Source organism: Leclercia sp. EC_58, assembly GCF_019584355.1.
Lineage (GTDB): Bacteria > Pseudomonadota > Gammaproteobacteria > Enterobacterales > Enterobacteriaceae > Enterobacter.
This window is the reverse complement of the sequence record NZ_VDAM01000001.1, coordinates 1,815,234-1,827,041: the sequence shown is the minus strand read 5'-3', so window position 1 is coordinate 1,827,041 and position 11,808 is coordinate 1,815,234. Positions and strand designations below refer to the sequence as shown.

At 58.3% G+C, this 11,808-nt stretch carries 12 protein-coding genes and 1 riboswitch; of the genes, 10 read left to right on the top strand and 2 right to left on the bottom strand.

Translation table 11 applies throughout. From position 1 onward, the window contains the following. The 6 genes from FHC51_RS08895 to leuD all read left to right on the top strand — a co-directional run. Window positions 1-182, top strand: a 182-nt coding sequence (locus tag FHC51_RS08895) for a hypothetical protein (protein WP_220435359.1), incomplete at its 5' end; no start/stop codon positions are given. Between the two features lie 113 nt (window positions 183-295). Beyond that, window positions 296-382, top strand: a complete 87-nt coding sequence (gene leuL / locus FHC51_RS23225) for a leu operon leader peptide (protein ID WP_375373818.1) — start codon at window positions 296-298, stop codon at window positions 380-382. 93 nt (window positions 383-475) lie between these two features. Next, on the top strand, window positions 476-2,047 hold the full coding sequence (leuA, locus tag FHC51_RS08885) for a 2-isopropylmalate synthase (RefSeq protein ID WP_103823238.1): 1,572 nt from the start codon (window positions 476-478) through the stop codon (window positions 2,045-2,047). Then, complete coding sequence (leuB, locus tag FHC51_RS08880; protein ID WP_103823237.1) at window positions 2,047-3,138, top strand: 3-isopropylmalate dehydrogenase; 1,092 nt, start codon at window positions 2,047-2,049, stop codon at window positions 3,136-3,138. The genes leuA and leuB overlap by 1 nt, the downstream gene beginning before the upstream one ends. A gap of 2 nt (window positions 3,139-3,140) precedes the next feature. Next, window positions 3,141-4,541, top strand: a complete 1,401-nt coding sequence (leuC, locus tag FHC51_RS08875) for a 3-isopropylmalate dehydratase large subunit (protein WP_103823236.1) — start codon at window positions 3,141-3,143, stop codon at window positions 4,539-4,541. Between the two features lie 10 nt (window positions 4,542-4,551). After that, entirely contained in the window at window positions 4,552-5,157 is a 606-nt protein-coding gene (gene leuD / locus FHC51_RS08870; RefSeq protein WP_220435358.1) for a 3-isopropylmalate dehydratase small subunit, read from the top strand. Window positions 5,158-5,213: 56 nt separating this feature from the next. On the opposite strand, the gene FHC51_RS08865 is transcribed toward leuD, so the two are convergent. Beyond that, entirely contained in the window at window positions 5,214-6,392 is a 1,179-nt protein-coding gene (locus FHC51_RS08865; protein ID WP_220435357.1) for a sugar efflux transporter, read from the bottom strand. Window positions 6,393-6,494: 102 nt separating this feature from the next. Further along, complete coding sequence (sgrT, locus tag FHC51_RS08860) at window positions 6,495-6,647, bottom strand: glucose uptake inhibitor SgrT (protein WP_103178252.1); 153 nt, start codon at window positions 6,645-6,647, stop codon at window positions 6,495-6,497. 87 nt (window positions 6,648-6,734) lie between these two features. Here sgrT and sgrR point away from each other — a divergent pair, with 87 nt between their 5' ends. The 4 genes from sgrR to thiQ all read left to right on the top strand — a co-directional run bounded on the left by sgrR (window position 6,735) and on the right by thiQ (window position 11,806). Next, complete coding sequence (gene sgrR, locus FHC51_RS08855; RefSeq protein ID WP_220435356.1) at window positions 6,735-8,390, top strand: HTH-type transcriptional regulator SgrR; 1,656 nt, start codon at window positions 6,735-6,737, stop codon at window positions 8,388-8,390. 36 nt (window positions 8,391-8,426) lie between these two features. Continuing rightward, window positions 8,427-8,526: riboswitch (TPP riboswitch) on the top strand. A 34-nt stretch (window positions 8,527-8,560) separates the two neighbouring features. Then, window positions 8,561-9,544, top strand: coding sequence for a thiamine ABC transporter substrate binding subunit (gene thiB / locus FHC51_RS08850; protein ID WP_220435355.1), 984 nt, complete (start codon window positions 8,561-8,563; stop codon window positions 9,542-9,544). Further along, window positions 9,520-11,127 carry a thiamine/thiamine pyrophosphate ABC transporter permease ThiP gene (gene thiP / locus FHC51_RS08845; RefSeq protein WP_220435354.1) on the top strand — a complete coding sequence of 536 codons (1,608 nt, stop codon included), beginning with the start codon at window positions 9,520-9,522 and terminating at the stop codon, window positions 11,125-11,127. The genes thiB and thiP overlap by 25 nt, the downstream gene beginning before the upstream one ends. Next, entirely contained in the window at window positions 11,111-11,806 is a 696-nt protein-coding gene (gene thiQ, locus FHC51_RS08840; RefSeq protein WP_220435353.1) for a thiamine ABC transporter ATP-binding protein ThiQ, read from the top strand. Before thiP ends, thiQ begins: the two co-directional genes overlap by 17 nt. Window positions 11,807-11,808: the final 2 nt, after the last annotated feature.

The following is an 11,808-nucleotide window of genomic DNA, read 5'->3' as shown; positions in this document are numbered from 1 at the left end:
TTACGCACCACGCCTTCAGTAGCGGAGCAGGAAGGACATCTGATGGAAATGGAAGCCACGCAAGCACCTTAAAATCACCATCATACACTAAATCAGTAAGTTGGCAGCATTACCATAAATTCGCACACATAATTCAGAATAAGAAAATGGCAGAAAAGGGAAAAACCAGCACAATAAGCTAATTGTTTCCACCCGGGTCTTGCGGGTGAATGGGGGTTTTCGCCTGGCAGGGGTTGACATCAATCCGCGTATCCAGTACCACTAAAAGCATATCTTATTTATCTGGAGCTGATTCATGAGTCGCAGCATTCGTTTCACCGGTCTACTACTACTAAACGCATCCACTGTGCGCGGTAGACTGGCGGGCGAAATTCAGCGTTGAATCGTTCTCTGGTTAAGACAAAAAACCCGCGCCACTGCGCGGGTTTTTTTATGCTCGTAGCAAGGCGCCCAAATTCAGACAAGGACCTAACCCATGAGCCAGCAAGTCATTATTTTCGATACGACCTTACGTGACGGTGAACAAGCATTACAGGCAAGCCTGAGCGTTAAAGAGAAATTGCAGATTGCTCTGGCCCTTGAACGTATGGGCGTAGACGTCATGGAAGTGGGCTTCCCGGTCTCTTCTCCGGGTGATTTTGAATCTGTTCAGACCATCGCCCGCACCGTCAAAAACAGCCGTGTGTGTGCCCTGGCGCGCTGCGTCGAGAAAGATATCGACGTGGCTGCGGAGTCGCTGAAGGTCGCCGAAGCCTTCCGTATTCACACCTTTATTGCTACCTCGCCGATGCATATCGCCACCAAGCTGCGCAGCACCCTGGATGAGGTGATCGAGCGCTCCATCTATATGGTGAAACGCGCCCGCAATTATACCGACGACGTTGAGTTCTCCTGTGAAGATGCAGGCCGCACGCCAATTGAAGATTTGGCTCGTGTGGTTGAAGCGGCTATCCGTGCCGGCGCCACCACCATCAACATCCCGGACACCGTCGGCTATACCATGCCGTTCGAATTCTCCAACATCATTACCGGCCTGTATGAGCGTGTGCCGAATATTGATAAAGCGATCATCTCCGTTCACACCCACGACGATTTAGGCCTGGCTGTCGGCAATGCCATTGCCGCGGTCCACGCCGGGGCGCGTCAGGTTGAAGGTGCCATGAACGGTATCGGTGAGCGCGCGGGCAACTGTTCGCTGGAAGAGGTGATCATGGCGATCAAGGTGCGCAAGGACATCATGAATGTGCATACCCGCATCAATCACCAGGAGATCTGGCGCACCAGCCAGACCGTGAGCCAGATCTGCAACATGCCGATCCCGGCGAACAAAGCGATTGTGGGCACTGGCGCCTTCGCTCACTCCTCCGGTATTCACCAGGACGGCGTGCTGAAGAACCGCGAAAACTACGAGATCATGACGCCGGAATCGATCGGTCTGAATCAGGTGCAGCTGAACCTGACCTCCCGCTCTGGGCGTGCGGCGGTTAAACACCGCATGGAAGAGATGGGCTATAAAGAGACCGACTACAACATGGATCACCTGTACGACGCCTTCCTGAAGCTGGCCGATAAAAAAGGCCAGGTATTTGACTACGACCTGGAAGCGCTGGCGTTTATTAACAAGCAGCAGGAAGAGCCAGAGCATTTCCGTCTGGACTACTTCAGCGTGCAGTCGGGTTCAAGCGACATCGCGACCGCCTCCGTCAAGCTGGCCTGCGGTGAAGAGGTTAAAGCCGAAGCCGCCAACGGCAACGGTCCGGTCGATGCCATCTACCAGGCCATTAACCGCGTCACTGAATATGACGTTGAGCTGGTCAAATATGACCTGACGGCGAAAGGCCAGGGCAAAAACGCGCTGGGCCAGGTAGACATCGTGGTCAACTATAACGGCCGCCGCTTCCACGGCGTGGGCCTGGCGACCGATATCGTCGAATCCTCCGCCAAAGCCATGGTTCACGTCCTGAACAATATCTGGCGCGCCGCAGAAGTAGAAAAAGAGTTGCAACGCAAAGCTCAGAATAAAGAGAACAATAAGGAAACCGTGTAATGTCGAAGAATTACCATATTGCTGTGTTACCGGGCGACGGAATTGGTCCCGAAGTTATGGCACAGGCGCTGAAGGTGCTGGACGCTGTTCGCACCCGTTTTGCGATGAAAATTACCACCAGCCACTACGATGTGGGCGGTATCGCGATCGATAACCATGGTACGCCATTGCCGCAGGCAACCGTGACCGGCTGTGAGAATGCCGACGCGGTTCTGTTCGGATCTGTAGGTGGCCCGAAATGGGAACACCTGCCACCGGCCGAGCAGCCAGAGCGCGGGGCGCTGCTGCCACTGCGTAAACATTTCAAGCTCTTCAGCAACCTGCGCCCGGCCAAACTGTACCAGGGGCTGGAAGAATTTTGCCCGCTGCGCGCCGATATCGCCGCCAACGGCTTCGACATTCTGTGCGTCCGTGAGTTGACCGGCGGCATCTACTTTGGTCAGCCGAAAGGCCGCGAAGGCAGCGGTCAGCACGAAAAAGCGTTCGATACTGAGGTGTATCACCGTTTTGAGATCGAACGTATCGCCCGTATCGCGTTCGAATCTGCCCGCAAACGCGGCCATAAAGTGACCTCTATTGATAAAGCTAACGTGCTGCAATCCTCCATCCTGTGGCGCGAAATCGTTAACGAGATTGCTCAGGAGTACCCGGACGTTCAGCTGGCACATATGTACATCGACAATGCCACCATGCAGCTGATTAAAGATCCGTCCCAGTTTGACGTCCTGCTCTGTTCCAACCTGTTCGGGGACATTCTCTCTGACGAGTGCGCGATGATCACCGGCTCCATGGGAATGCTGCCATCCGCCAGCCTGAACGAAGAAGGTTTTGGTCTGTACGAACCGGCTGGCGGATCCGCACCGGATATCGCGGGTAAAAACATCGCCAACCCGATCGCGCAGATCCTCTCTCTGGCGCTGCTTTTGCGCTACAGCCTGGATGCTAACGAGGCGGCTACCGCGATCGAAAACGCCATCAACCGCGCCCTGGAAGAGGGTGTGCGCACCGGCGATTTAGCCCGCGGCAACGCGGCGGTCAGTACTGAAGAAATGGGCGATATCATTGCCCGCTATGTCGCTGAAGGGGTGTAATCATGGCGAAGACGTTGTACGAAAAAATTTATGATGCTCACGTGGTCTATGAAGCGCAGAACGAAACCCCGCTGCTCTATATCGATCGCCATCTGGTGCACGAAGTGACCTCGCCACAGGCGTTCGATGGCCTGCGCGCGCACAAGCGTCCGGTGCGTCAGCCGGGCAAAACCTTCGCCACGATGGACCATAACGTTTCAACCCAGACTAAAGACATCAACGCCTCCGGTGAGATGGCGCGCATTCAGATGCAGGAGCTGATCAAGAACTGCAACGAGTTTGGCGTTGAGCTGTACGATCTGAACCACCCGTATCAGGGCATCGTCCACGTGATGGGCCCTGAGCAAGGTATCACCCTGCCGGGCATGACCATCGTTTGCGGCGACTCCCATACCGCGACCCACGGCGCGTTTGGTGCCCTGGCCTTCGGTATCGGCACCTCCGAAGTGGAACATGTGCTGGCGACCCAGACCCTGAAACAGGGTCGCGCGAAGACCATGAAAATTGAGGTGACCGGCGAGGCCGCACCGGGCATCACTGCCAAAGACATCGTGCTGGCAATCATCGGTAAAACCGGTAGCGCAGGCGGCACCGGACATGTGGTGGAGTTCTGCGGCAGCGCGATCCAGGCCCTGAGCATGGAAGGCCGTATGACCCTGTGCAACATGGCCATTGAGATGGGTGCGAAAGCCGGTCTGGTTGCGCCTGACGAAACGACCTTTAACTATGTGAAGGGGCGTTTGCACGCCCCGAAAGGCCAGGATTTTGACGACGCGGTCGCGTACTGGAAAACCCTGAAAACCGACGAGGGTGCGGTATTCGACACCGTGGTCACTCTGCAGGCCGAAGCGATTGCGCCGCAGGTCACCTGGGGCACGAATCCGGGGCAGGTTATCTCTGTTAACGACAGCGTTCCCGATCCGGCCTCGTTCGCCGATCCGGTTGAGCGCGCCAGCGCAGAGAAAGCGCTGGCCTATATGGGGCTGAAACCGGGCGTACCGCTGACCGACGTGAGCATTGATAAAGTGTTTATTGGCTCCTGCACCAACTCGCGCATCGAAGATCTGCGCGCCGCGGCAGAAGTGGCGAAAGGCCGTAAAGTGGCGCCGGGCGTGCAGGCGCTGGTGGTCCCAGGCTCCGGCCCGGTCAAAGCGCAGGCGGAAGCTGAAGGTCTGGATAAGATTTTCATTGAAGCAGGCTTTGAGTGGCGTCTGCCGGGTTGCTCCATGTGTCTGGCGATGAACAACGACCGCCTGAACCCGGGTGAGCGCTGCGCTTCCACCAGCAACCGTAACTTTGAAGGTCGTCAGGGGCGCGGTGGGCGCACGCATCTGGTCAGCCCGGCGATGGCCGCGGCAGCCGCAGTGACCGGCCACTTCGCCGATATTCGCAGCCTGAAATAAGGAGACCATCATGGCAGAGAAATTTACCCAACATACTGGCCTGGTGGTCCCTCTGGACGCGGCTAACGTCGACACCGACGCCATCATTCCAAAGCAGTTTTTGCAGAAGGTAACCCGCACCGGTTTTGGTGCGCACCTGTTTAACGACTGGCGTTTTCTGGACGACAAAGGCGAAGTGCCAAATCCGGAGTTCGTGCTGAACTTTCCTGAATACAAAGGCGCATCTATCCTGCTGGCGCGGGAAAACTTCGGCTGTGGCTCATCGCGCGAGCATGCGCCGTGGGCGCTGACCGATTACGGTTTCAAAGTGGTAATTGCCCCGAGCTTTGCCGACATCTTCTACGGCAACAGCTTCAACAACCAGCTGCTGCCGGTCACGTTGAGTGATGAACAGGTCGACGAACTGTTTACGCTGGTGCAGGGCAACCCGGGCATGACCTTTGAAGTGGATCTGGAAGCGCAGGTCGTAAAAGCCGGGGATAAAATCTACAGCTTCAACATCGACGCGTTCCGCCGTCACTGCATGATTAACGGTCTGGACAGCATCGGACTGACCCTGCAGCACGAAGACGCCATTGCTGCCTACGAGAGCAAGCAGCCAGCCTTTATGGGCTAATCGCTTAGCCCTCACGCTAAAGAGTCCATTGCACAGTCAATGGACTCTTTTTTTATTCAGACATCTTTTACCCGCCAGGTGAGCACCAGCGTTACCAGCGAAATCCCTGCTATAACCATGTAAACCACAGAATGGCCGTAGCTTTGCGCCAGCGCGCCCTGAATCACCCCCGCCAGAATCACGCCGGTAGAGATACTGTTGGTAAACAGCGTGGTTGCCGACCCCGCCCTGCCCGGCATCAGATCCTGGAACCAGAGCATGCCAATCCCGGCGATGATGCCAATAAAGATCGCGTTAAAGAGTTGCAGGCCAAGCAACGCTTCGCGGCTGTGAAAGAGGATCAGGCCCAGATAAAAGAGCACACCCGCCGCCACCGCGATCACCATCATCCGCCGTTTACCGACGTGTTTGACGTAATAACCTGCAAGGATCATTGCCGGAATTTCCAGCCCGGCGGCAGTCCCCATTAAGATCCCGGCCAGCTTGTCCGGCAGCCCCAGATCGCTGCTGATCCACAACGGCATGTCGATGATATACATGGTGTTACAGGTCCACATTAGCGTGGACGCGATAAACAGCCTGCGGACATTTTTATCTTTCCAGCCGCTTACCTCCGTCACCGGAACAGCGGTCGCCGATTCCACCCTGGCCACAGAAGGCAGCGCGAAAGCGATCAGCGCCAGGCTGATGGCAAAAATGGCCGCCGCAATAGAGAACATGGTGGTAAAGCCGTAGTTAAGCGCCAGCATAAACGCCAGCGGCGGACCGATGACCCACGCCAGCGAAAGCTGCGCACGCATCACCGAGCTGAACATCACCACCTCACGCGCAGAGCTGTCGGCATATTCCCGCGCCAGAGCAAACAGCTGCGGCATGGCGGTGTTGGCAATCGAGGCCAACAGCACACCGCAGGTTAATAAGGTCAGGTAGTGGCGGTTGAAGGCAAACAGCAGCGCGTTGCCAATCGCCATCGCGCAGCAAAAGAGGATCAGCTTGCGGCGATCGCCCTGGCTGTCCGAACGCTTCGCCAGCCCCAGGCTGACCAGGATCCCGGCGACGGCATTGACGGTATAGAACAGCCCCACCCAGAACGGTTGAGCACCCACCTCGCGGCTCAGGAACAGACTCAGGGTCGGCGCCTGCAGTGCCCCGGCTACGCCCATCATAAAAGCCACCATCAAAAAAGCGGCATACACACCGTTTAGACGGCGTCCCATCGTCATTAACCAGAGCATTCACTGTTCCTTTAGCGCACGAGAAAACGAAAAAAGCCAGCAGATGATACCTGCTGGCGTGGTGATTCGCACCAATACTCAGTCACACATGATCGAAGCAATTCAGCGTTCCGAGGTCGACGTTGTCACCTCCCACTGCATCAGCTCTTCCAGTATTTTCAGCCGCTGCTCTGCACACCGGCGGGCCAGCCAGGACACTCCCTTTGTCGCTGAGAAGTACTGTTGGTAAAACTGATTTGTGGCAGACCTCTTCATATTTACCTCCTCGCTTCATCGAAGTGAATTATTGGCTTAATATAGGGATTAATAAATTGCTGGTTTTTTGTCAGGAGTTCCTCTTTTATGCCCTCTGGTCGTCTGCAACAACAATTTATCCGCCTGTGGCAGTGCTGTGACGGCCAGACCCGGGAGACCACGCTCAGCGAACTGGCCGACTTGCTCAACTGTTCGCGCCGCCATATGCGTACCCTGCTTAATACCATGCAGCAGCAGGGCTGGCTGAGCTGGGAAGCGGAGGCCGGGCGCGGCAAGCGCTCGCGTCTCACCTTTTTGTATACCGGCCTTGCGCTTCAGCAGCAGCGGGCGGAGGATCTGCTGGAGCAGGACCGCATCGAACAACTGGTGCAGCTGGTCGGCGATAAGGCCGCGGTGCGCCAGATGCTGGTTTCCCACCTCGGGCGCAGCTTCCGCCAGGGCAAGCACATCCTGCGCGTGCTCTATTATCGCCCGATGAAAAACCTGTTGCCGGGCATCGCATTACGGCGCTCCGAAACCCATATGGCGCGCCAGATCTTTAGCGGGCTGACGCGCATAAATGAGGAAAACGGGGAACTGGAAGCTGACATTGCCCACCACTGGCAGCAGCTTTCTCCTCTGCACTGGCGATTTTTTTTGCGACCTGGCATCCATTTCCATCATGGTCGCGAGCTGGAGATGGCTGATGTTATCGCCTCGCTGCAGCGCGCCCGCGAATTGCCCCTCTATTCACACATCAGCCAGGTCCAGTCACCCACCGCCTGGACGCTGGATATTCAGCTTACGCAGCCCGACCGCTGGCTGCCGTGGCTGCTGGGGTATGTGCCGTCGATGATCCTGCCGCGGGAGTGGGAAACGATGCACAACTTTGCCAGCCTGCCGGTGGGCACCGGGCCGTATGCCGTTTCCCGTAATAACAATAACCAGCTGAAGATCCGCGCCTTCGACGATTACTTCGGCTACCGGGCGCTGATTGACGAGGTGAACGTCTGGGTGTTGCCGGATATTAACGAAGAGCTGAGCGTCGGTCTGACCCTGGAAGGGCCCACCGAGGGAGAAAAGGCGGTGGAGAGTCGGCTTGAAGAGGGCTGTTACTATCTGCTGTTTGACGCCCGCTCCCACCGCGGGGCCAGCGCAGAGGTGCGCCAGTGGGTAAGCCGGATCCTCTCCCCGGCGAACCTGATCTATCAGGCCGAGGAGGTATATCAGTCCTACTGGTTCCCGGCGTATGGCCTGCTGCCGCGCTGGCACCACGCCCGTCCGGGACGCGGCGATAAACCAGCCGGGCTGGAGAGCCTTACCCTGACCTTCTACCGCGAACATATCGAACATCGGGTGATCGCCAGAATGATGAGCGAGCTGCTCGCCGCCGAGCAGGTGACGCTGAACATTCAGGAGGTCAGCTATGAGGAGTGGCATCGCGGCGAGATCGTGAGCGACATCTGGCTCAACAGCGTCAACTTCACCCTGCCGCTGGATTTCTCACTGTTCTCACATCTCTATGAGGTGCCGCTTCTGCAAAACTGTATTGAGCGCGACTGGCAACAGGACGCCGCCGAGTGGCGCGCGGGTGAGATGAATCTTGCGGTCTGGTGCCAGCAGCTGCTCGCCCAGCAGGCGATCGTCCCGCTGATCCACCACTGGCTGATGATCCAGGGCCAGCGCAGTATGCGCGGCTTGCGCATGAATACGCTGGGATGGTTTGATTTTAAATCGGCGTGGTTTGCGCCGCCGGAACCATAACACTTTCGTAATATTCACCAAATCATTACAATACCGCCGTTCTCAACGGGGTGCTGCGCGAAAGCGTGTGCTGAGAAAATACCCGTCGAACCTGATCCGGATAACGCCGGCGAAGGGATTTGAGGCTGTTGCTCAAAATCCTTTGCCACTCTCAAACAATGAGGTGCAAAGTGTTCAAAACTGTTCTTCCCCTGTTGGCGCTGGTTGCGCTGCCTGCCGTGGCCAGTCCTGTCCTGACGGTCTACACCTACGACTCTTTCGCTGCCGACTGGGGCCCGGGCCCGGCGGTCAAAAAAGCCTTTGAAGCCGACTGCAAGTGCGAGCTGAAGTTCGTGGCGCTGGAGGATGGCGTCTCGCTGCTGAACCGCCTGCGCATGGAAGGCAAAAACAGCAAAGCCGACGTGGTGCTGGGGCTGGATAACAATCTGCTGGAAGCGGCCACCCAGACCGGGCTGTTTGCCAAAAGCGGCGTGCCGACCGATGCGGTTAACGTCCCTGGCGGCTGGAAGAACGACACCTTTGTGCCTTTCGATTACGGCTACTTCGCCTTCGTCTACGACAAAAACAAGCTGAAAAATCCGCCAAAGAGCCTGAAAGAGCTGGTTGAGAGCGACCAGAAATGGCGTGTGATCTACGAAGATCCCCGCACCAGCACCCCGGGGCTGGGTCTGCTGCTGTGGATGCAAAAGGTCTACGGTGACAAGACCCCGGAAGCCTGGCAGAAACTGGCCGCCAAAACGGTCACCGTGACCAAAGGCTGGAGTGAGGCCTATGGCCTGTTCCTGAAAGGGGAGAGCGATCTGGCGCTGAGCTACACCACCTCCCCGGCGTACCACATCATTGCCGAGAAAAAAGAGAACTACGCCGCCGCTGACTTTGCTGAAGGTCACTATCTGCAGGTTGAGGTCGCCGCCCGGATCGCAGCCAGCAAACAGCCGGAGCTGGCTGAGAAGTTTCTGAAATTTATGGTCTCGCCGTCGTTCCAGAATGCCATCCCGACCGGCAACTGGATGTACCCGGTCACCAATGTGACGTTACCGGCAGGTTTTGACACCCTGGTGAAACCGCAAACCACGCTGGAATTTACCCCGCAGGAAGTGGCCGGGAAACGTGCAGCATGGATCAATGAATGGCAACGCGCCGTCAGCCGTTAATCGCCGGCTGGTTGCTGCCGGGGCTGCTGGCCGCCACGCTGATGGTGGCGGTCGCCCTGGGCGCATTTCTGGCGCTGTGGTTTAACGCGCCAGCCACCGACGTCGCGGCGCTGCTGCACGACAGCTATCTGTGGCACGTCATCCGCTTCTCGTTCTGGCAGGCGTTTCTCTCCGCCCTGCTCTCCGTCGTGCCCGCGATATTTCTTGCCCGCGCGCTCTACCGGCGTCGCTTCCCGGGCAGGCAGGCGCTGCTGCGTCTGTGCGCCATGACCCTGATCCTGCCGGTGCTGGTGGCGGTATTTGGCATTCTCAGCGTTTACGGGCGTCAGGGCTGGCTGGCTGCGCTATTCCAGGCGCTCGGGCTGGAGTGGAGCTTCTCGCCCTATGGCCTGCAGGGGATCCTGCTGGCGCACGTCTTTTTCAACATGCCGATGGCAACGCGCCTGCTCTTACAGGCGCTGGAGAATATCCCCGGCGAACAGCGCCAGCTTGCCGCCCAGCTCGGGATGCGTGGCGGGTCATTTTTCCGCTTCGTCGAGTGGCCGTGGCTGCGCCGCCAGATCCCGCCCGTCGCCGCGCTGATCTTTATGCTCTGCTTTGCCAGCTTCGCCACCGTGCTCTCGCTCGGCGGCGGGCCGCAGGCCACCACTATCGAGCTCGCCATCTATCAGGCCCTGAGCTACGACTACGATCCGGGCCGGGCAGCCCTGCTGGCGATGGTGCAGATGGTCTGCTGCCTGGGGCTGGTGATGCTGAGCCAGCGGCTGGGGAAAGCTATCCCCGTCGGTACCAGCCAGCTTGCCGGTTGGCGCGATCCGCAGGATAGCCTGCGCAGCCGCCTGACCGATGGCCTGCTTATTACCCTGGCGCTGCTGCTGTTGATCCCGCCGCTGCTGGCGGTCGTGGTGGATGGCCTGAACCTTAACCTGCTGTCGGTGCTGCAACAGCCGGTGCTATGGCAGGCGCTGGGCACTTCGCTGCGCATTGCGCTGGGAGCCGGGCTGCTCTGCGTCCTGCTGACCATGATGTTGCTGTGGAGCAGTCGGGAACTCTATGCCCGGCAGGCGACGGTGCCCGCGCAGGCGCTGGATCTCAGCGGCATGCTGATCCTGGCGATGCCCGGCATCGTGCTGGCGAGCGGCTTTTTCCTGCTCTTCAACAGCACCGTTGGCCTGCCCGAATCGGCCGACGGCATTGTCATCTTCACCAACGCCCTGATGGCCATTCCGTATGCGCTGAAAGTGCTGGAAAATCCGATGCGCGACCTCAGCGCCCGCTATACCCTGCTTTGCGACTCGCTGGGAATGCACGGCTGGCAGCGGCTGAAGGTGGTGGAACTGCGCGCCCTGAAGCGCCCGCTGGCCCAGGCGCTGGCCTTTGCCTGCGTACTGTCGATTGGCGATTTCGGGGTGGTGGCGCTGTTTGGCAATGATGATTTCCGCACCCTGCCGTTCTGGCTCTATCAGCAGATCGGCTCGTATCGCAGCCAGGACGGGGCCGTCACGGCGCTGCTGCTGCTGCTCTGCTTTGCGTTATTTACCGTTATCGAAAAACTACCGGGGCGTGATGTTAAAACTGACTGATGTAACCTGGCTTTATCAGCACCTGCCGATGCGCTTCACCTTGTCCGTGCGCCGGGGCGAACTTATCGCCGTGCTCGGCCCCAGCGGCGCCGGGAAAAGCACCCTTCTCAATCTGATCGCCGGTTTTCTGCAACCGGCCAACGGCAGCATCACCCTTAACGGTCACGATCACACCCGTACGCCGCCTGCTGCGCGCCCGGTGTCGATGCTGTTTCAGGAAAACAATCTCTTCACGCACCTCAACGTGCGCCAGAACATTGGTCTGGGCATGCATGCCGGCCTCAGACTGAATGCTGTGCAACAGCAGAAGCTAAGCGACATCGCGCTGCAGATGGGGATCGGCGATCTGCTGGAACGGCTGCCGGGCGAGCTTTCGGGCGGTCAGCGCCAGCGCGTCGCGCTGGCGCGCTGTCTGGTGCGCGAACAGCCTGTCCTGCTGCTGGACGAGCCCTTCTCGGCACTCGATCCCGCCTTACGTCAGGAGATGTTGCTGCTGGTTAAAGAGGTATGTGAACGTCAGAACCTGACGATGCTGATGGTGTCGCACAGCGTGGAAGATGCGCTCAGGATCGCTCCCCGGTCGGTGGTGATTGCCGATGGCCGTATCGCCTGGGATGGCGATACGGAACAGCTGGCAAGCGGAAACGCGAGCGCGTCGCGCCTGCTGGGGATCCACTGAAA

Bases quoted from the DNA above. Each gene is read 5' to 3' on its own strand.
- sgrT (WP_103178252.1), bottom strand. From the start codon at position 6,647: ATGAAGAGGTCTGCCACAAATCAGTTTTACCAACAGTACTTCTCAGCG.
- leuD (WP_220435358.1), top strand. From the start codon at position 4,552: ATGGCAGAGAAATTTACCCAACATACTGGCCTGGTGGTCCCTCTGGAC.
- sgrR (WP_220435356.1), top strand. From the start codon at position 6,735: ATGCCCTCTGGTCGTCTGCAACAACAATTTATCCGCCTGTGGCAGTGC.
- thiP (WP_220435354.1), top strand. From the start codon at position 9,520: ATGGCAACGCGCCGTCAGCCGTTAATCGCCGGCTGGTTGCTGCCGGGG.
- FHC51_RS08865 (WP_220435357.1), bottom strand. From the start codon at position 6,392: ATGCTCTGGTTAATGACGATGGGACGCCGTCTAAACGGTGTGTATGCC.
- leuA (WP_103823238.1), top strand. From the start codon at position 476: ATGAGCCAGCAAGTCATTATTTTCGATACGACCTTACGTGACGGTGAA.
- leuB (WP_103823237.1), top strand. From the start codon at position 2,047: ATGTCGAAGAATTACCATATTGCTGTGTTACCGGGCGACGGAATTGGT.
- thiQ (WP_220435353.1), top strand. From the start codon at position 11,111: ATGTTAAAACTGACTGATGTAACCTGGCTTTATCAGCACCTGCCGATG.
- leuL (WP_375373818.1), top strand. From the start codon at position 296: ATGAGTCGCAGCATTCGTTTCACCGGTCTACTACTACTAAACGCATCC.
- leuC (WP_103823236.1), top strand. From the start codon at position 3,141: ATGGCGAAGACGTTGTACGAAAAAATTTATGATGCTCACGTGGTCTAT.